Source organism: Chryseobacterium artocarpi (assembly GCF_001684975.1).
GTDB lineage: Bacteria > Bacteroidota > Bacteroidia > Flavobacteriales > Weeksellaceae > Chryseobacterium > Chryseobacterium artocarpi.
Window position 1 is genome coordinate 778562 of sequence record NZ_MAYH01000001.1, and the last position, 21478, is coordinate 800039.

General features: G+C 35.1%; 16 protein-coding genes. 8 read left to right on the forward strand and 8 right to left on the reverse strand.

All coding sequences use genetic code 11. From position 1 onward, the window contains the following. The first annotated feature begins 44 nt into the window (after positions 1 to 44). Both dacB and BBI01_RS03460 read left to right on the forward strand, forming a co-directional pair. Complete coding sequence (dacB, locus tag BBI01_RS03455; protein WP_065393266.1) at positions 45 to 1418, forward strand: D-alanyl-D-alanine carboxypeptidase/D-alanyl-D-alanine endopeptidase; 1374 nt, start codon at positions 45 to 47, stop codon at positions 1416 to 1418. 6 nt (positions 1419 to 1424) lie between these two features. Continuing rightward, positions 1425 to 2597 (forward strand): sensor histidine kinase, encoded by a 1173-nt coding sequence (locus tag BBI01_RS03460; RefSeq protein ID WP_065393267.1) that lies wholly within the window; start codon positions 1425 to 1427, stop codon positions 2595 to 2597. A 136-nt stretch (positions 2598 to 2733) separates the two neighbouring features. Here BBI01_RS03460 and BBI01_RS03465 read toward each other — a convergent pair whose 3' ends face one another. The 7 genes from BBI01_RS03465 to BBI01_RS03495 all read right to left on the reverse strand — a co-directional run bounded on the left by BBI01_RS03465 (position 2734) and on the right by BBI01_RS03495 (position 13063). Then, a complete protein-coding gene (locus BBI01_RS03465; RefSeq protein ID WP_065393268.1) occupies positions 2734 to 4590 on the reverse strand; it encodes a M61 family metallopeptidase in 1857 nt (618 codons plus the stop codon). 133 nt (positions 4591 to 4723) lie between these two features. Continuing rightward, positions 4724 to 6355: a M1 family metallopeptidase gene (locus BBI01_RS03470; protein WP_065393269.1), complete on the reverse strand. Its 1632-nt coding sequence runs from the start codon at positions 6353 to 6355 to the stop codon at positions 4724 to 4726. A 165-nt stretch (positions 6356 to 6520) separates the two neighbouring features. Then, a complete protein-coding gene (locus BBI01_RS03475) occupies positions 6521 to 9472 on the reverse strand; it encodes a reprolysin-like metallopeptidase (RefSeq protein ID WP_065393270.1) in 2952 nt (983 codons plus the stop codon). A 226-nt stretch (positions 9473 to 9698) separates the two neighbouring features. Then, positions 9699 to 10526: a twin-arginine translocase subunit TatC gene (gene tatC / locus BBI01_RS03480; RefSeq protein WP_065393271.1), complete on the reverse strand. Its 828-nt coding sequence runs from the start codon at positions 10524 to 10526 to the stop codon at positions 9699 to 9701. Positions 10527 to 10744: 218 nt separating this feature from the next. Next, positions 10745 to 11431, reverse strand: a complete 687-nt coding sequence (locus tag BBI01_RS03485) for a type 1 glutamine amidotransferase domain-containing protein (RefSeq protein ID WP_065393272.1) — start codon at positions 11429 to 11431, stop codon at positions 10745 to 10747. 97 nt (positions 11432 to 11528) lie between these two features. After that, positions 11529 to 12092, reverse strand: coding sequence for a Crp/Fnr family transcriptional regulator (locus tag BBI01_RS03490; RefSeq protein WP_065393273.1), 564 nt, complete (start codon positions 12090 to 12092; stop codon positions 11529 to 11531). 11 nt (positions 12093 to 12103) lie between these two features. Further along, entirely contained in the window at positions 12104 to 13063 is a 960-nt protein-coding gene (locus tag BBI01_RS03495; RefSeq protein ID WP_065393274.1) for a KpsF/GutQ family sugar-phosphate isomerase, read from the reverse strand. A gap of 158 nt (positions 13064 to 13221) precedes the next feature. On the opposite strand from BBI01_RS03495, the gene recQ reads away from it, so the two are divergent. From recQ to BBI01_RS03520, 5 genes are all read left to right on the forward strand, one after another. Continuing rightward, positions 13222 to 15426, forward strand: a complete 2205-nt coding sequence (gene recQ / locus BBI01_RS03500; protein ID WP_065393275.1) for a DNA helicase RecQ — start codon at positions 13222 to 13224, stop codon at positions 15424 to 15426. Between the two features lie 406 nt (positions 15427 to 15832). Beyond that, positions 15833 to 16912 carry a glycosyltransferase gene (locus BBI01_RS03505; RefSeq protein ID WP_065393276.1) on the forward strand — a complete coding sequence of 360 codons (1080 nt, stop codon included), beginning with the start codon at positions 15833 to 15835 and terminating at the stop codon, positions 16910 to 16912. A gap of 64 nt (positions 16913 to 16976) precedes the next feature. Next, positions 16977 to 17324: a hypothetical protein gene (locus BBI01_RS03510; RefSeq protein ID WP_065393277.1), complete on the forward strand. Its 348-nt coding sequence runs from the start codon at positions 16977 to 16979 to the stop codon at positions 17322 to 17324. A gap of 127 nt (positions 17325 to 17451) precedes the next feature. After that, complete coding sequence (gene lpdA / locus BBI01_RS03515) at positions 17452 to 18855, forward strand: dihydrolipoyl dehydrogenase (RefSeq protein WP_065393278.1); 1404 nt, start codon at positions 17452 to 17454, stop codon at positions 18853 to 18855. Between the two features lie 204 nt (positions 18856 to 19059). Then, positions 19060 to 19899 (forward strand): proline and serine-rich protein 1 family protein, encoded by an 840-nt coding sequence (locus tag BBI01_RS03520; RefSeq protein WP_065393358.1) that lies wholly within the window; start codon positions 19060 to 19062, stop codon positions 19897 to 19899. A gap of 146 nt (positions 19900 to 20045) precedes the next feature. Here the strand turns inward: BBI01_RS03520 and BBI01_RS03525 are convergent, their stop codons facing one another. After that, positions 20046 to 20492: a hypothetical protein gene (locus tag BBI01_RS03525; RefSeq protein WP_065393279.1), complete on the reverse strand. Its 447-nt coding sequence runs from the start codon at positions 20490 to 20492 to the stop codon at positions 20046 to 20048. 130 nt (positions 20493 to 20622) lie between these two features. On the opposite strand from BBI01_RS03525, the gene BBI01_RS03530 reads away from it, so the two are divergent. Beyond that, the gene (locus BBI01_RS03530; RefSeq protein ID WP_065393280.1) at positions 20623 to 21450 is read left to right on the forward strand and encodes a CvfB family protein; all 828 of its coding nucleotides are present in this window, start codon (positions 20623 to 20625) and stop codon (positions 21448 to 21450) included. Positions 21451 to 21478: the final 28 nt, after the last annotated feature.

The window sequence follows — 21478 nt, forward strand, 5'->3', positions numbered from 1 at the left end:
AACAGAGATTTTTCAGGTAAAGTTTAGCATAAAACAACAATGCAATGAAAAAAACACTTGCAGTTCTCACACTTTCTGTACAGATGGTTTCGGCTCAGAATATAGCCCAAAAACTGGATAAGGTAACCAAGGATCTTATGGATTCTTCAGGAGCAGTAGCTTCCGGCTTGTCTTTCTATGTAGCAGACGAAAACGGTAATTTTATATATGAATATCAAGGAAATAAAGGGCTTTCCACAGCATCTACCCAAAAAATATTTACAGCGGGTGCCGCACTTGAAACATTAGGAAAAAACTATACTTATACTACAACTTCCAGCTATTCAGGGAATATATCCGGCGGAACTTTGAATGGAAGCCTTTTTATAAGCTCCAATGGAGATCCTACGCTGGGAAGCTGGAGATATGAAGCCTACAAGCCTGAAAGTTTTAAAAAGAAACTGATCGATGCTGTTAAAAACTCAGGAATTACCAAAATTTCCGGGGATCTTGTTATTGATGATTCTTATTTTGATCACCAGACGATTCCAGGTGGATGGCCTTGGGATGATCTTGGGAATTACTATGGTGCAGGAGTTTGGGGAATCAATTGGAGAGAAAACCAGTTTGATATCAATATTAACGGAACAGATTTTAAAAGCTTCTCTTATCCTTTAGAAGGTGTACAATGGCTTAATGATTTAAAAGCAGGCGGAAGTTCTGATCAAAGTCTGATCTTTACGGCTCCTCATTCCAAGGTGGCTCTGATTAATGGGATGCTTCCGGCAGGAAAAACAGTAACTGTTTCGGGGGCTGCTCCTAATCCGCCATTACAGTTGGCGACAGAAGTAAAACAATGGTTGAAAGAATCCGGGGTAGAGCTTTCAGGAAAAGCTGTGACCAATTCACAACTTGAAATTGAAGGAAAACAAGTATTGGAAGCTCCAAAAAATAATATTATTCTTACTTATCAATCCCCGACTCTGGACAAAATTGTCTATTGGTTTTTGAGAAAAAGCGTTAACCTTTATGGTGAAACTTTAATTAAATCCTTAGGAAAAGAAAAGAAAGGAAATCCAAGTTTTAAAAGCGGGGTGTCTTATTTGAAAGAGTTTTGGAAATCAAAGGGAATAAACCCGAATATGATCAATTTTGCGGATGGAAGCGGACTTTCTCCTCAAAACTATGTGGCGGCTAAAGCAGAAGTTCAGGCACTTTTATATGCGAAAAAACAATCATGGTTTGAATCGTATTATGATGGATTTCCGGTTCAGGATAATGGGATGAAAATGAAAAGCGGAACAATGAGAGACACTAAATCCTTTGCAGGGTATCATACAGCAAAAGATGGGAAAAAATATGTGTTCTCAATCATTATCAATAATTATCAGGGGAGTGGAAGTGCCGAGTTGCAGAAAATTCTTAATGTTTTAAAATAAAATCACTTGAGAAAATCCATACTGACCAGACTGAATAACTGGATTATCTTTGTTGTAATGACTACTTTGGTGATCGCCATTGTGGTATCTTCTACAGCGCTTATTAATTTTCTCAGAAAAGAAGAGATTAAAAGGATCAACCTGCTTTCAAAAGCCATCAGAATTCAACAGGAAGTAAAGACTCCGGATACTGATGTTTTAGATTTGTTGCCGGAGATTTTGAATATTAATAATACGATTCCTTTTATTGTAACCGATAAAGATAAAAAACCAATCCTAGATCTGGGATATTATCGAAACATTCCGGAGAGTACCATCAAAAATCCTGAAAAATTACATGATCTGATTTTGAATATGGAGAAAAATTACGCTCCTATTGAAATCAAGGTTCCGGACGGGAATAACCAGTTTGTGTATTATGATAACTCTCGTTTGCTTAATAATCTTCGGTATTCGCCTTATATTTTAGGATTGTTTATTCTGATGTATTTCGGATTTACATTCTGGTTTTTTAAGACTATTAAAAAGACCGATGAAGGATATCTCTGGGCTGGGCTTGCTAAAGAAACTGCACACCAGATCGGAACACCTTTATCCTCAATGATCGGTTGGATGGAAATCATGAAGCTGGAAAGTCCAGATTCTGATGGGATCTATGAAATGGAAAAGGATATTGAAAGACTCAGAACCATTTCTGAGCGTTTCTCAAAAATTGGCTCTGTTCCTGAATTGAATGATATGAATTTCAATGAAACGATTCAGGAAAATTATGATTATTTAAAAACAAGAATCTCCAGAAAAGTGGATTTCACTCTTCATCTCCCGACTTACACTGTTTTAGTGCCACACAATAAAATCCTGATGAGCTGGGTAATTGAAAACCTTGTAAAAAATGCCGTGGATGCTATGAAAGGAGAGGGAGCTATTGTGATGTCTGTATTTGAAAGAAATAAAAATATTTTAGTTGAGGTAAAAGATAACGGCAGCGGAATGACTAAACAGCAGGCAAGAAATGCTTTTAAACCAGGATATTCTACCAAGAAAAGAGGTTGGGGACTTGGATTGTCACTGGCTCGAAGGGTAATTCATGAATATCATAACGGAGACATTAAAATCTCTCAGACTGAAGTAGGAAAGGGAAGTACTTTCAGAATTACAATAAGAAAAGGAGATGCCTAATCTGGAAATAATGAATTTGAATTTTTAAACCTATAAGGTTGAATACCATAAAATAAACTTTCAATATTTGAATAAATCTATTTTTTACGAAATAGTATCTAAAAATAAAAAGCGGTGAAATTTCACCGCTTTTCTTTTATTTCTTACCAGTCAGCCACTGAGTCTGAAGCTTCAGTTCTGCCGGAGTTGGATTTGCTTTAAATTGAGGCGTTTCCATGGTCATTTTATCCAGGATAGCTTTTCCTTTAAGCTCCATTTTTTCTTTCTTACCGCCATTGTCTCTTAAAATAGTTACCGTGACAGCCTGTCCGTCTTTAATGGTTTTAGTATACCCGATAAAATCCTGAACTTTTTGGATGTCAACAGTTTTTCCATCTAAAGCAAGAACCTGGTCTGTTATTTTAAATCCGATGCTCTTAGCAAATGGAGATAAGGCAGAGTTTTCGTCAAATGCAAAAGCTTTGGTCTTATCATCATATCCTGTTTGGTTCGGGTCTTTAATAAACCAGAAAATAGGTGCGCTTTCTTGCTTGTGTATCTCTACACCCACCATATTCAGGTATTCTGCATAAGGTGTAGGCTGGCTTCCTGCAATATATTTATTATAAAACTCTTTTACCTGAGGATATCCTGTAACGGCTACCAATTCGTCAATAAGTTTATCATCTTTGAACGGCTTATTTTCCCCGAATCTTTGAGATAACTTTCTGATCATATCACGGTATCCCATTTCACCGTTTGAAGTCTTTCTCAGTTCAATATCCATACACATTGCCAGAAGAGCTCCTTTTTCGTATACATTTCTGTACTGATCTTTATACTGATCCTGTAATACATTTTTGCTCATTACCGTGAACGGCATGGTGTCATTATAATTTTTAGAGTTGGCAATCTTTTCTCCCATTCTGTGAAGGAATTCATCTTTGGTGATCAATCCTTCCTGGATCTGGAATAAATTGGCAAAATATTCAGTTCCTCCTTCGTACATCCATAAATGCTGAGACATTTTAGGGTCTGCATAATCGAAGTAGTGAATTTCTTCAGAGTGAGTTTTTAAAGGATTTACCGTATGGAAGAATTCATGGGAAACCACATCGGTAATGGTTTGGTCAATTGCATCTTTTGGCATTGCTTCAGGAAGTACAACACTTGTAGATTCATGATGTTCCAGAGCTCCGAAGCCTTTGATTTTAGGACCGTCGCCACCAGATAAATAAAGCATGATCGCATACTTTTTATTGGTATTCATGTCTCCAAGGAATTTCTTTTGGGCAATCACCATTTTTTCAAGATTATCCTTGAAGTCTGCCGCTTTATACTTTCCTGTTGGAGAATAAACGCCTAATACAAGTTCCATCCCTCCTGCGTTGAAGGTAATATAATCTGGTTTGGTGTACATTAATGGGGAGTCAGTGACTTTAGCATAGTTTGCTAATGTAAATGTGTCTGTAGATTCAGATTTATCCTGATCAACCAAGGCTGTTGTACCGTAGAAATCCGTAGGTTTTTGAATTAACAACTGATAAGGAACATCCTGCATATTCTCAATATATCCTATGAAACCATGGGTATTGATCATATAAACTTTTCCTTGCTCAATATCCGTCCCAGAAGGAGAAAATACGGCTTTATGCTTTGAAGTATCCATTTCTTCATCAAAGCTGTCGTTCACAAGATAAGAGATCTTGCTGAGGTTTTGCGCATTTTTCAATGAATAACTATTGTCATTCACTTGAGTAAAGGCAAGTTCTTTACCTTTATTATCATAAAATTTAATTCCCTCAATAAACCTTCCGTAATCATCTACAGAATAAGTTCCGGGAACTGTTTTTGGAAAATGAAACTTAATATCTCCCGATTTCATTTTCGGGAATTCCATCGTAACGGCTACTTTATCATCCTTTACATTAACGAGGTCAATAGTGGTTTTGATAGACTGTGCATTCGCTAAAAAAGCGGCAAATAAGCCTAAACTAATTGCTGTTTTTCTCATTAGGTTTAAATTTATAGTTAAGTAGTTGCTGTTTTTTTCATTTTGTTACGAAACAGAGTATTAAACTTTTCTTAAAATTTTTTAATAAAAAAAAGAAAGGCAGATTCACGATCTGCGAATCTGCCTTTAATATTTATTGAACACTCAGGTAATTAATATAATAATTCTTGTTGAAATCAACCGGAGTACTTTTTTTAAGTTTTACAGTTTGCCATTCTTCCGTAGGATTTATGGTTTGATCTCCATTGATAATGATTGGAAGTTTCAGGTTTTTCACAATGTTTGTATATCTGAATTTCAAGGTATCTCCGTTTTGAGAATATTCAAGTGTAGGTATTTTAATGGTTCTTAAATATTGATCGAAAACAGTTGAAAAATCAATTCCTGCTTTTGAGGATATATAATTTTCAATTTGTTTTGTGGTAACGGTCTGATGATAGAAATCCTTACTTAAACCTCTTAAAATCTGGCGGAATTTTTCATCATTATTGATGACCTGTCTTATAGTATGAAGCATATTGGCTCCTTTAGGATACATATCACCACTACCTTCGTTTCTTACTCCATATTTACCGATAATAGGAATGTCATTCGCTATTCTTCCTCTGAGACCGATCATGTAAATATCAGCAGATTTTTTATCCAGATATTTTTCTGTGAAAAGTACTTCAGAGTACATGGTAAAGCTCTCATGAATCCACATATCTGCTTCATCCTTTGCTGTAATATTATTGGCAAACCACTCATGACCACTTTCATGAACAATGATATAATCCCACTTTAATCCGACTCCGGTTCCTGAAAGATCTCTTCCAAGGTATCCGTTCTGATATCCATTTCCATAAGCGACATTACTTTGGTGTTCCATCCCTAAATACGGAGAGTCTACCAATTTATAAGAGTCTTCATAGAAAGGGTAAGGACCAAACCAGTATTCTAGTGCGGAAAGCATAGGTTTTACCTGTTGGAATTGTTTCTTCGCTTTTTCAAGGTTATAATCAAGAACCCAGTAATCAAGATCTAACTTTCCTTTTTCCCCATCAAAAGTATCTTTAAAATTGACGTACTTTCCAATATTAGGTATGATAGAGTAGTCATTGATAGGGTTTTTCACTTCCCAGGTATAGGTCGTTTTATTGCCATTAGTCTTTTTATCAATTAATCTTCCGTTTCCGACTCCTACGAGATCATTTGGGGTAATGATTTTCATGATGATTCCGTTATCAGGTTCATCGCTCCAGATATCTTTGGTAGGAAGCCAGATAGAAGAGCCTATACCTTGTACGGCAGGGCTCATCCATGGATTGCCATTTTCATCTTTTGTAAAAACCCATCCACCGTCCCAGGGTGCATTTTTAGCAATCTGAGGGTTTCCGGAATAATCCACATCAATGGTATATTTTTCTCCTTTCTTGAATTTTTTATTAGCTGTCACAAAGATAAAATCTCCGTCCTGTTTATAGCTGGCGATAGGAAAATTGGCTACTACTTTTCCAGCTTTCATTGGCTGTTGAAGATCAATCTGAAATACAGGATTCGTTACATTTTTTATAATTTCAAAGCTGATCTTATTAGTTCCTCTGAGGCTTTTCTGTTCAAAATCAGGTTCTACGGAAAAGTCATATTTTTTGACATCCCAGAAATCTCTGAAAGGAGTATTGGAGCCTTTTAATGTATCTTGTTTTGTGTAAACTTTATCTTTTTCGAAGAGTTGCCCAAAAGCAATTCCGGAAATTAATAACAGTGTGTATGACAGCTTTTTCATGTGAAATTAAATTAATAATCTTTTCAAAAGTATAAAATTAAATTAACAGCGAAGTGATAAGAAGGTAAAAAATAAAGAATTGAAGAAAAAGAAGTGAAATACGGTTATTTATATAGAAAAAGCCCGACATCTGCCGGGCTGTATATAAAATATTATTGCTAATTTTTATTTTTTAATAAATTTCACATTTGAAGTGGTTCCTTTATCTTCAATAGAAATCACGTAAGCTCCTGTACTTAATTTAGATACCTGAACTTTGTTGTCATTGATTTGTCCGCTCATTACTATCTGTCCAGCCATGTTCGTAATAGAATATTGTGCTTTAGCAGATACCTGAGTAATGTTTAAGACATCACTTGCAGGGTTAGGGTATACCTGAATTGAACTCTTATCCTTTGTTACATCATGAGTGCTCAGCTGTTGTTCAATGCTTACCGGATAATCTTCAATCTCGCCATATCCCTGACTGTTACATCCGTCTATTGGCTGAGCGCCATATGCCATAATAACTCTCATAATCACATTTTTTCCAGTGTATGCATCTGCAGGAACAGAGAAAGTTCCGGATACAGGAGTTACTTTGTTAGGTATGCTGGTAAAGATCATTTCAGACTCAGAGAAAATTCCATCTCTGTTAAAGTCTATCCAAGCTGAAACTCCTTCATTGTAAGAGGTAGCCGTCCACTGTTTTGAAACACTCAGTGAATTTCCAGTACTTCCTGACTTTAAGGTAATTAGTTTGGTAGGATCATTTACGTAGTTTGAATAAGGTGTTCCTGTACTTGGATTTGAAATAGGATTCATTCCCGCAGGAGTAACAGTAACATTAGAGATAAACTCATCATCAGAGTTTGTTCCCGTTGCAGGGCAAACTGAGTATGCAAGCGTTGTAAAGTTACCGAGAGTATAATTACCTATTGTAGAACCACAACTGTTAGCCACTTGGAACTCATATTGAGTGCCTTCTTCTAATCCGGATAAATAATAGGCGTTTGTAGATACAGGAACTGTTACCCATGCAGCTCCTGCTTTTCTGTACATTACAGAATAGGTTGCTCCTTGTACTATAGGCCAGTTTATGTTAGCTGAATTCATTGTAACCCCTGAAACAGTTATTCCTGTTGGAGCAGTTGAAGTACATTCATTTGCTAAGGCTGCTACTGTAGCATTTCCTATAGCATAAAATACATTATCAATAGCACTTATTCTGATCTTTACATTCGCTCCCGTAGCAAGAGAAGAGAAGTTGAATGGCTCAGAACCGTCATTTGGAGTTGATGGGCTAATCACATTCCATGTTGCGCCATTGTCTGTTGTATAGTCTATTTTAACATTTTGAACGTTATATGGGGCACTGTTTGTATTGACAACATCCCAGGTAATAGCACCAGGAGTATTGTTGTAAACGGTAGTGGACGTTATTTTAAAAGGACCATCGTTCATTACTTTCAAGCGAATCAATGAGCTCTGAGTCTGCTGATCGGTCACAATCGGATGATTATCTCTTGCAGTAACTTTAAATTTCATTGTTCTCGGAACATTCGATACTGTTTCCCAACCTGCAACATTAGTTAAATTTCCACCCAGAACACTTGCAAGAGCAGGGAAGTAACGGGTAGGAGAAGATGTTGGAGGCAGAGATCTGAAATTCGCACCATTATTACTATTTGGACTTACAGGCCCGAAAGTAATTGATGCAAGATCATATTGCTCCCATGTATACGTCATCGGATCATTTTCAGGATCATTTGCAGAAGCTGTTAATACAAAGGCAGTTCCCTTTGGAATAGCCTTATCCGTAAACGGTTGTATTACTGGAGGCGTATTAGTGATAGGTGTACTAATTCCACAGCTCTTGGAATTAGTATATGCCTGTACTTCTTCAATGTTTTTAGTATGGAAATAAGCATCAGAGTGCATCTGAACATTCGCATTTGTAATCCCTGCATATCCCATGATCGTAGAACCTGATCCCGGTTCCATATGAGCGCCGTGAAGGGCAAGAGACATTGTGTGAGCACCACCAAACTGATGACCAATCTCGTGTGCTACAAAGTCGATATCATAATTATCTCCGAAAGGTTGATCTGGTGTAGCAGGGGAAGTAATTCCAGCTCCTTTTGATGTAGCGTCATTATCACTTGCTGGGTTTATACAAACATTTCCTACGCGTCCTGCACTACCACCGCCACCACGGTGACCGAAGAAATGTCCTATGTCATAAGCATTGTTGCCGATAGCTGCAGTGATTGCTCTCTGAACCTGTAGATTCCATGCGCTGGGTGCACTAAAAGAACCATTAGTGTTAACAATAACGTTTGAATAAGGGTCAGTAACAGGATCTGTAAAAATAAGCTGTGGTACATCCTGAACGATCAGACGAATCCCAAAATCTTTTTCAAATACAGCATTTACTCTGTTGATCGTAGCCTGAATACGTGCAGCAGCCTGTGGAACACCACCTGCAAGCTGGGTGTATTCACCATTTACAGAGATTGCAAGTCGGTAGGTTTTATACTTTTGATCATTGTTTCTATTGGTAGCCCCTCCTATATTATTTGAGTTATTTCTACTGTTTAATAATTTATTCATTTCCTTTTTTGATGTCTCAGACTCAGAAGTTGTACATTCAAAAGGATCTTCGTGTGATTTATTAGACTTAAAGAATACTCCGAATACATCTTTTTCCTTGTTAACAGCCTCTATAAATTCATATTTTCCCGTAGTAGCATCAAATAAAATAGATTGGAAATCATCCGGAGATGTACTGAACCTGATTTGCTTACTAGGATTATCAATTCCAACACCTGAATAGGCGCCTAGTTGATATCTGTCTGCCATAGATTTTACTACGACAGGAGAACTGTAAACTGAAAATCTTTCAACTTTTCCATTAGTCGTAGGTATAGAAACAATAACAGGAGAACCGCCGGTCCCAGCTTCAGGTGCATTTTTCAAAAGATCTCTTAATACAGAAAGGTCCATTTTATAAGCATATTCCACTTTAACTTCCTTTCTTATAGGATTGATTTTACCGGATACCGGTTCCCAACGTTGAGCTTGTAGACCAGTTAAGCCTAAAGCTAAAGCGCAAACAAGTATAATTTTCTTTTTCATATTACTTTTTAATAAAAATAGTTATTGGGTGTAAATATAATAAATATTTTACGTTTTGTTTATATTTGTTTTAAATAATTAACTGTTTTTGTGGGTTTGTATTTAAATTTAATATTTAAATGCATTATGAGGAAATTACAATTGAAAAAAATAAGCGTCAATTTTCTATCAGAAAATTGACGCTTATTTTGAGTTATTATGTATGAAATTTAATTCATTGCTTTAATTACTTCTGTACAGCAGGAAGGCTATCACTTCTTTTTTGTACCTTTTTGTAAGTGAAAGTACACATCATAATACTGAATTCATATAAAATAAGTAAGGGGAAAGCAGCCATCAGCATACTTAAAACATCAGCAGGAGTAATGATTGCAGCAACTACCATAATCAGTACGATCGCATGACGACGATAAGTTTTCATAAATACAGGGGTAAGAATTCCAATGGTTGTAAGGAAATAAATAAGGATAGGAAAAAGGAAAATAACTCCCATACCCAAAACTACCTGTAAAAATAATGTGGTATAGTCACTCAGGTCATAAAGAGGAACAATAATGTCTGAAATTTTAAAGATAACTCCAAAATTTACAGCAAAAGGAAGAATTAAAAAGTATCCGCATAAAACACCTGTCATGAAAAGAATCCAGACCGCATTGATAATATAAATGGAATTCTTTTTCTCCCTAGGATGCAACGCAGGACCAATAAAACGCCATAGTTCCCATACAATATAAGGAAATGCAGCTACCATTCCTCCGAAAACAGAAACAGCCATCATTACATTGAACTGCTGATATAACCTTTGTACACGTACAGGGAAATCTTTGGGAAGATGAATACTGTCTTCACCTAAAATCATTCTTGAAAAATGATTAACAATTCTGAATGTAGGAAAATCGTTTCTTGTAGGTCCGAAAAAAATATGGTCCATAATCCAATTGATATTGAAGCCAACCACAAAAGCGGCAACTATAATAGCAATAATTGAACGAACCAAATGCCCTCTTAATTCTCCAATATGCCCAAGAAAGGACATGTCTTTGTTATTGTCCATATAAATAGTAGAATCTATCAAAATGTCACCTTTGAGAGGTAAACAGTTTAAGTCTGCGAAATTATGAAATAATAATCAGTATTTAGAATTTATTAGCCATGATTTTATTTAAGTTTATGTAGCTAGTGACTGATATATCCTTAAGGTGCTAAAAAAAGAAAAGCTGACAATCCTAATGTTTTCAGGGTGCCAGCTTTCAATAATTTATTATTGATGAATTATTTTTCCAGAATCTCCAGTACTTTTTCCGCTACAGCACCTCCGGATTGTGGATTTTGTCCTGTTACCAGATTGCCATCAGAAACAGCAAAAGGGACAAAGTCCTGATCTGCTTTTACATAATGAGCTCCTTGGCTTTTCAGTACATCTTCTGTAAGATAAGGCATATGATCAGCCAGTTCGGCAGCAATTTCCTCTGAATTTGAAAACCCAGTTACCGTTTTTCCTTTGATCAGAAGCTCTCCATCAGAAAGTTTTATATTAAAAAGTCCTACCGCTCCATGGCAGACAGATGATACAATTCCTCCATCTTCATAGATGTTGCGTGCAATTTCCTGTAAATCAGTATTATCAGGGAAGTCCCAGACTACACCGTGCCCACCTGCATAATAGATTATACCATAATCTTTAGGATTAATATCTTCAGGTTTTAACGTATTACCAAGTTTATTTCGGAATGTTTCATCAGCGTAATATTTCCAGTCAACAGGCTGTACAAACATCTGTAAAGAAATCGGATCGAGCGGAGTATAACCACCTTTTGGACTCACAAAGTCAATTTCATAACCTTTCTTCTCCAGTTTTTCATAAAAGTGAACCGCCTCACCCAGCCATAAACCTGTTGCTCTTTCCATATTAGGATATTTTTCCACACTTGTTACTACAATTAATGCTTTCTTTTTCATTGTGATTATTGTTTAATATTATAGTACAAAGATTGGTGTTTTGAACTAATTATTATAAGGACATACCGCAAAAAAAAGATGTGACCTAGGTCACATCTTAATTGTATAATCGACTTAATGTTTCTCTTGAAACACCCAGATAACTCGCAATAAGCTGTTTGGGAATATGATCAATAAAGCCGGGATATTGTTTTATAAAATCTTCATACCGTTCCTTCGCAGACTTACTCATGAGTGAAAGAATCCTTTGTTGTAGAGCCACATATCCAAAATTAGATTTTACTCTGAAAAAATGTTCCATCATTGGAATTTTTGCACAAAGTGTATTTAAATCATCATAAGATATAGCATAAACCTCAGAATCTTCAATGCAATCAACAGCTAATGATGATGTTTCCTGCTTGAAAAAACCTGCAAAATCTGAAATCCACCAATTGGATGCTGCAAACTGAAGAATATGTTCCTTTCCTGTATTGTCTATAATACTGCTTTTAAGAATGCCTTTTTCTATAAGGAAAATCTCACTCACATGTTGATGTTCCTGCACCAAAAATTGTTTTTTCCTGAATCTTTTCTTGGTAAAGAAATTTTGGATAACTTCAAACTCCTCATCTGTAGGATTGATGATCTCCTGAATATGTGCTTTTAGAAAATGGCTCATATTAAAGCGTATTAATTTATTCCTTCATCCAGCAATTTATGCAGATCAATAATCCCGAAATACTTTCCGCTCTCAGTCACTACAAGCTGTCCGATATTGTTCTCCTTTAAAATTTTCATTGCCTCTTTGGCAAGTGCCTCCTTTTCAATAGTTCTTGGATTTGCAGACATGATATCTTTCGCCATAACCTTACTGATATCTTCACCTTTCATCAGCATCCTTCTCAAATCACCGTCTGTAATCACTCCGATAATCTGCTCATTATTCGTTACTACAGTAATTCCGTGGCTTGATGCACTGATAGAAATAATCACATCTCTGATAGAAGCATCTTCAGAAACCTGTGGCTTTTGAGAAGAAAGAAACTGCTCAACTCTGGAAGTAAGATTTTTTCCTAAGCTTCCTCCGGGATGGAATTTTGCAAAATCATTAGCCTTGAAATCATTAAGTTCCATTAAAGAAACAGCAAGAGCATCACCCAATGCCATCTGAATGGTTGTAGAACTTGTAGGAGCCAGTTTATTTGGGCAAGCTTCCACATCTACATGAGTATCCAGGATAATTTCAGAAAATTCAGCAAGTTTACTGCTTTTATTTCCAGTCATTCCGATCAAAGCAGAAGAATAATCCTTTAAATAAGGAACAAGGTTCGCTATTTCAGGAGAGTTTCCGGAATTGGAGATACAAAGTACCACATCTTGCTTTTGAATCACTCCAAGATCCCCATGAATGGCTTCCGAAGCATGTAAAAATTGAGACGGAGTTCCCGTAGAATTCAGTGTTGCAACTATTTTATTACCTACATGGGCAGATTTTCCTATTCCTACTACAATGAGTTTTCCTTTTGCTGAGTGAATAATCTCTACAGCCTGGGCAAACTGGTCATCAATTCTGTTTTTTAATTTTTCTAATTCTGAAATTTCAATTTCTAAAGTACTTTTAGCAATTGATATTATGTTGGTTCTATCCATTTTATGAAAATAAGGTATACAAAAAAGTTTCTAAAAAACGTTATATTTTAAAAACAATATTTAATATAAGTTTTATTTTTTATAAATTCGTTCGCTTTTATTTTAAGCAGAATTTTTATAACTTTGGGTTAGATGCAAATTTAGCAATAGAAAATTAGATGAGCGCAAAAAAAGCCAATTTATCAGGCGAATTGAAAAAGTATTTTGGGTTTTCTACATTTAAGGGACAACAGGAACAGATTATAGAAAACCTACTGAATGGGAAGGATATATTTGTTTTGATGCCTACAGGTGGTGGTAAATCATTATGTTATCAGCTTCCGGCACTTATTTCCGAAGGTACGGCAATAGTTGTTTCACCTTTAATAGCGTTAATGAAGAATCAGGTAGATGCCGTAAACGGGCTGTCTTCTGAGGATGGGGTAGCGCATGTATTAAATTCATCATTAAACAAGACACAGACAAAACAGGTTTTCGACGATATTAAAAGCGGAAAGACCAAGCTTTTGTATGTAGCTCCTGAATCATTGATTAAAGATGATTATCTGGACTTTTTGAAAGAAGTTAAGATCTCTTTCTTTGCGATTGATGAAGCACACTGTATTTCAGAGTGGGGACATGATTTCAGACCAGAATACAGGAATCTTAAACAGATTATCGATAAGATTGCCAATGTACCGGTGATCGCACTTACGGCAACTGCAACGCCAAAAGTACAGGATGATATCCAGAAAACTTTGGGAATGACGAATGCTTTGGTCTTTAAGGAAAGTTTTAACCGTCCCAATCTATATTATGAGGTAACTCCTAAAATTAATATAGATAAGGAAATTGTTAAATTTATCAATCAGCATAAAGGAAAATCAGGAATTGTATATTGCCTGAGCAGAAGAAAGGTGGAAGAATTTGCCCAACTTCTGCAGGTAAACGGAATCAATGCACTTCCTTACCATGCCGGTCTTGATCAAAAAGTAAGAGTGGCAAATCAGGATAAATTCCTGATGGAAGAAGTAGATGTTATTGTAGCAACTATTGCATTCGGAATGGGAATTGATAAACCGGACGTACGTTTTGTTATTCACTATGACTTCCCAAAATCACTGGAAAGTTACTATCAGGAAACAGGAAGAGCAGGAAGAGATGGTGGTGAAGGTCATTGCCTTGCATTTTATGATCCTAAAGACATTGAAAAGCTTGAAAAATTCCTTGCTCAAAAACCGGTATCTGAAAGAGAAATCGGATTACAGCTTTTAAACGAAGTAGTAGGGTATGCCGAAACTTCAATGAGCCGAAGACAATATATTCTGTATTATTTTGGAGAAAACTTTGATCCTGTAAACGGAGACGGAGCAAAAATGTGTGATAACTCATCTAATCCTCCAAAATTAAAAGATGCCACTGCAGACTTACGAAAAGTTCTTGATTTAATCAACGATACAGGAGAAAAGTTCAAAGCAAAAGATCTGATCTCTGTGATTGTTGGAAAAGAAACCGCCGTTACAAAATCTTACAAGCTGGAGCAGAACCCTCATTTTGGTTTTGGAAAAGAAGAAAAAGATAATTATTGGAAGACGATTTTAAGACAGGCAACAGTTCAGAACTTCTTACAAAAAGATATTGAAACTTATGGAGTTTTAAAAATAACAGAAAAAGCAAAAGAAGTACTTGCCGGTAAAACTCAGGAAGCTTTCTTAATTGCTGAAGACAGAGAATTTGATCTTACACAGGCTAAGGCAGATAGTGATCAGCTGCAGCAGCAATCCGGTGGAGGGTTAGACCAAAAACTGTTTAATCTTCTAAAGGAATTAAGGAAAAAAGTAGCCAAAAAGCATGGGATTCCACCATATACAGTGTTTATGGATCCGAGTTTAGAGGATATGACGGTTCAGTATCCAATTACAGTAGATGAAATCAACAAAATTTATGGTGTAGGTGAAGGAAAAGCTAAGAAATATGGTAAAGAGTTCGCTGATTACATCAAAACTTATGTTGAGGATAATAATATAGAACGTACCCAAGATATGGTCTTGAAACAGGTGGCAAATAAATCCAGCCATAAGGTTTTCATTATCCAAAGTACTGATAAAAAGATTGATCTTGAAGACATTGCAAGAGCTAAAAACCTTTCTATGGACGAACTTCTGAAAGAAATGGAAAGAATCGTTTATCAGGGTACAAAATTGAACATAGATTATTATATTGAAGATAATTTTGATGAAGATATTGTAGACGGCTTCATGGAGTTCATGAACGAATCTGAGAGTGACAGTATGAAGATTTTATTGGATGAATTCGGAGATGAATTGTCTGATGAGGAAGTGAGAATGCTGAGAATCAAATTTATCAGCGATGTTGCGAACTAATTAACAATATTATACAATAAACAAAAAGAAGTTTTTCCACGGAAGAGCTTCTTTTTTTAATGTAATATTTGAGATGAATATATAGCATTTTTTTTACCACTAATGTTGTAAGAGCCACCTTGCTTTAAGTGGTTTTATGAAAAAAGAAGTTACTTAAATTTATGCATAATATAATTATTCGTGAATTCGTGGCTATTAAAAGCATGTTTTAGCAGTATGAAATTTTATCGGATATAAAATCCTTATGCCTTTTTGCTTTTGTGTCTTAGCGTTCACAAACCTTTTAAAATTATGTCTCTACCTTAAGATTACACAATGACAAATCTGTTGTAAGATACTTAGAAATAGAAAATCTTCAATACTCCAATATTTGAAAGATAATGAAACTTTTTAGTAACTTTAACTGATGAAAAAAATATCTGTCATATTTATTCTGCCGGACCTAGAAACCGGAGGTGCAGAAAGAATAGTTACCACCATTGCAAATCATCTTTCCAGGGATCGTTTTGAGCCTAAGATTTTGTTGTTGCGTAAACAGGGCGGATATCTTAATTTCCTGAAAAAAGATGTAGAAATTATAGACATCAATACTGAAAGAATCAGACATTCATTAAAACCTATTTTAAGAGAAATCTATAGAAGAAGACCTGATATTGTATTTTCAGGTTTTGGAGAAGTGAATGCTTATTTATCATTATTTATCAAGCTTTTTCCAAGGACGAAATTTATTGCCCGAGAAACAAATGTTGTCAGCCAGCATGTTACCCGGAAGGAAATCAGGTTTTTCTATAATTTTTACAATAACTATCAGAAAATCATTGCACAGAGTGATGATATGATGAAAGATCTGGTAAGTAATTTTAATATCAAAAAGAAAAAAATTACCAAGATCAATAATCCGGTTGACTTTGATTTTATAGATGAAAAGCTGAGTATAGCTGTAAAGCCAGAGGGTTTTAAATATAATTATAAAAATGTAGTAGCCATCGGGAATCTTTCTGCCAGAAAAGGATTCGATAACCTGTTGAAAGTATTTTCAAGACTTAAGAACAAAAATATTATGCTTCACATTCTGGGTGACGGGAAAGACAAAGAAGTTTTGCTTCAGATGAAGGAATTTTTGGGGTTAAAAAATGTCATTTTCCATGGAAGACAGGAAAACCCTTATCAGTTTTTAAAATATGCTGATCTTTTTATTCTTTCTTCAAGATACGAAGGCTTTCCTAATGTTTTACTGGAGGCAGGAGCCTGTGGGACTTATTCTTTAGCCAATAATTGCCCCGGCGGAATTAATGAGATCATTCAGAATAATGTGAATGGTGAAATTGGTAATATTGAGAATTATGAGGATTTCGCACAGAAAATAATCACTGTCATGCAGCAGAATTATAATCGTGATGCTATAAGAAATTCTATTAAATCAAGATTTTCAAAGAATATTATATTAGACAAATACGAGAAAGTTTTACTGGATTTAGTGAAGTAGAATTGTCAGATTTGTCTTATGGGGCTTTATTTTCTTAGATTTGGACCCGATAAAATAAAGATCAATGAATAAAATCCCCAAAATAGGATGCGCATGTGAAAAACCTGATTCGAATTATACTGAATACAGAAGTTCAGAATTAGGTATAGATCATACTAACGGAAGACATGGAGAAGTAAGCATTCAACAATGTAAATTATGCCAAAGAATATGGATTCATTATTTTGTTGAATATGAGCACTATTCCAAATCAGGAAGATGGTTCAAGGGAATTGTTTCAAAAAAAGACCGCCCAAATATAACTCCGGAAAACGCTATTGAATATCTTGAAAGTATTGAATGGTATGTGTATGGAGGCTCGTTTTTTGAAAGTACAGGTGAAATAGGAAGCGGGAAGGTAAAGGTAGATTAATAACCGCCTTAAGGTATTTAAAATTTTTTGATCTCAAAATTGATAAAACTCACTTTGGTGCTTGGTAATTTATATGTAAATTTGTGAGACTTAAGATAGATAATAATAAACAAATTCATAAAATAACATGAGTCAATTCGATGTTACCGTAATAGGTTCTGGTCCTGGTGGTTATGTAGCTGCTATCCGTGCAGCACAGTTAGGTTTCAAAACAGCAATTATTGAAAAATATTCAACTTTAGGCGGAACTTGTCTTAACGTTGGATGTATTCCGTCAAAAGCACTTCTTGACAGCTCTGAGCATTTTGAAAATGCAAAACACAATTTTGCAGGTCACGGAATTATCATCAATGAGCCACAAGTAGATATTGCAAGAATCATTGAGCGTAAAAATGAAGTTGTAGATCAAACAACTAAAGGAATCAATTTCTTAATGGACAAAAACAAAATCACTGTTTTTGAAGGATTAGGAAGCTTTGAATCTGCTACTCAGATTAAAATCACTAAAAAAGACGGTTCTTCTGAAACGATCGAATCTAAATATACCATTATTGCAACGGGTTCTAAACCGTCTTCACTTCCTTTTATCACTCTTGATAAAGAAAGAGTAATCACTTCTACTGAAGCATTAAACCTTAAAGAGGTTCCTAAGCACTTAGTAGTAATTGGTGGTGGTGTAATTGGTCTTGAATTAGGTTCTGTATACCTAAGATTAGGAGCTCAGGTAACGGTAGTTGAGTTCATGGATAAAATCATCCCTGGAATGGATGGAGCTTTAAGTAAAGAGTTAACTAAAGTTCTTAAAAAACAAGGTATGAAGTTTATGCTTTCTACAGCAGTTTCTGCAGTGGAAAGAAATGGAGATACTGTAAAAATCACAGCTAAAGATAAAAAAGGAGAAGAAGTCGTAGTAGAAGGAGATTATTGTTTAGTTTCTGTAGGTAGAAAACCTTACACAGATGGTCTTGGTCTTGAAAAAGCTGGTGTAGAGCTTGACGAAAGAGGAAGAGTAAAAACAAATGACCATTTACAGACTAACGTTGCAAACATTTATGCAATCGGTGATGTTATTAAAGGTGCTATGCTTGCTCACAAAGCTGAAGAAGAAGGAGTTCTTGTTGCTGAAATCTTAGCAGGTCAAAAACCTCACATCAACTACAACTTAATTCCTGGTGTTGTATATACTTGGCCAGAAGTTGCGGGTGTAGGTAAAACTGAAGAGCAATTGAAAGAAGAAGGAGTAGCTTACAAAGTAGGTTCTTTCCCAATGAGAGCATTAGGAAGAAGCCGTGCAAGTGGAGATACAGACGGACTTGTGAAGATTATTGCTGACGAGAAAACTGACGAGATCTTAGGAATGCACATCATTGGAGCAAGAGCTGCTGACCTTATTGCTGAAGGAGTAATTGCTATGGAATTCCGTGCAAGCGCTGAAGATATTGCAAGAAGTTCTCACGCTCACCCAACATATGCAGAAGCTATTAAAGAAGCTGCATTAGATGCTACGGCAAAAAGATCTATCCATATGTAATATTTGATTAAAATTTAATCATTGAAATAATAAAGAGACTGACTCATTTTTGAGTCAGCCTCTTTTGTTTTATAAAGTTATATGAAGATTAACTAATTTCATTCGTGCATTAGTGGCAAAAAAGAAAAATGTTTTTTACAAAGTAAATTTCTTCAATACTGATTTTTTGGCATAAAAATGGAAACTGATTCTGAAAAAATAAGTATGAGAAAAATATTTATAGGTTTGATGATTTTAGCAGGTATCAGTTCATTTGCACAAGAAGCAGGAAAAGCAGGAGAGTTGCTGAGAAATGAGGCGTCAACCTCTGAAATGCAGTCGCAAAATTCTTCCGGTTTTAGAAATAAAACCTTTGAACGAAATTCAGGAAATCAAAATAACAGAATTAAAAATCCTAGCTATCAATGGAATAGAAATTATGGATATGCCGAAGTCTTTCTACGAGTTCCTGAACAAGGGTTCTTTACCGTTGAAGTTGGAGATCAGATGATTGCTAACGGCTCCGGGAAATTTCGTTTTTTTGATCTTCAATCAGGAAGGGTACCTGTTTCAATCTATGAAAACGGATTTTTAATTTATAGAAGCTCATTAATGCTGCGTAATAATAGCAGAATGGTATTAGACTTTTTTACCAATGAAGGCTTGTATCTTTTAGATTCATATCCTGTTCAAGGGCAATATGGGTTTAATGACTGGAATGATATATGGAATAATCCTTACGGAAATAACCCTGGAAATTGGGGAAGCCAAGGCAATGTAATGGATAATAATACATTCCGTCGTTTTTTTGATATGATGAAGAAAAATGAAAGCTTTGATGATGGTAAGATTGCTTTAATTAATCAGCAGATGAAAAACTCAATGTTTACTGCAACACAAATACGCGATCTGGTAAAATCGTTAAGTTTTGATAAAAACAAACTATCACTGGCAAAATCTATGTATCGAAATTGTTTAGATAAAGACAGATATTTTGTAGTATATGATGCTTTTGATTTTGAAAGCAGCAAACGTGAGCTGATGAATTATATTTCCAGATTATAATATACAGAGAGAAGTGATGAACTTCTCTTTTTTTTTGTGTTGAAAATTTAATGATATAAAATTTTTATAATTGCTATGAATGCAGTAATGAATTTCTAAGTGGTTTTATTAATCTATGTGGTTGAAATTATACTTTTAGAATAAAGTTACATCATCTTCAGATTATCATAGAAACTGCTTTTTTTAGGAGCGATATTAAACTGTATCCCGAAAGTAATCCCTTTAAAATATTTGTCCTTATGTATTGGGAATGCATATCCAGTGTTCAGAAAGAACATATTGAATATGGATATTCCAATTCTTGGCTCTATAGCATATTGATTGAAGGAAGCACCATATAGCTGTCCGTTATTGATAAAATAAACATTAGCTTCTGGAATAAATTTATTAGTTTCATTGATGCGTGTGTAAAGTATTGAAGGTCCCAAAATCAATGATTTATTACTTGAATCCCCAAGTTTGAATTGCAATCCGGCTTGAAGAACATTTCTCCCGGTATAACGATAGGAAACATTTAGAGCTGTCCTTTCTAATATTTGTGCATTTGAGGTAAAAATGAATAGAAAAGAGAATAAGATTAAATATTTTTTCATGATTTTAGGTATTTTTTTATTCAAATGTACTGGTTTTAAAAGCTGTATGAAAGATAAAATGATTCTTGGATGTATTAAATAGGTTAAAATCTTCAAATTTCCGTACCTTTGTCAGCTAATTTTATCATTAATGCAACTCGGAAAAACTCAGGCACTACAAATCGCAGAAAAAATTAACTCAGGATGGATCTTAAAAGATGAAGAATCCAGTGAAAAAGCTTTTCTTCCTAAAATCTTCATTCGTGATGAACAGGAAGTAGGTGAGTATGTTGAAGTTTTCGTATATCAGGATGATGATAAATTAAAAGCAACTACTGAAATTCCTTTGGCAGAAGTAGGTGAATTTGCTGTCATGAGCTGTGTACAGAGTCTTCCAAGTGGGGCGTTTATGGATTGGGGAATCATTAAAGATTTGTTTATTCCTTATAAACAGCAGAAAACAAAAATCATTGAAGGGAAAAGATATCTTGTTTATATCTATGTAGATGAAGATATGGAGCTGATTACAGGAACTACAAAATTCAAGAGAAATCCACAATATGAAGATCTTCCGTTCCAAAAAGGAGATAAAGTAGATCTTATCATGATGAATGAAAGTGAACTGGGATGGAATGTGGTGATTAATAAAAAATATATCGGCTTGGTGTATGCTTCTGATGTTTTCAAAAAATTATATCCATTGTCAGAAGAGAAAGGATATATTAAAGCAATTCGTGAAGATGGGAAAATTGATATTTCCCTTCAGCCGGAAGGATTTGAAAATATTGATGAATTCAAGCAAAAAATCCTTGATAAACTTGAAGAAAATTATGGTATTCTTTATGTATCGGATAAGTCTTCCCCTGAGGAGATCAAAGATGAACTTCAAATGAGCAAGAAAAACTTCAAAAAAGCCATTGGTGGACTTTATAAAGATAAAATCATCGATATTTCAGACGACAAAATCAAATTATTATAAAAATAAAAGAGCAGAATTTTTTCTGCTC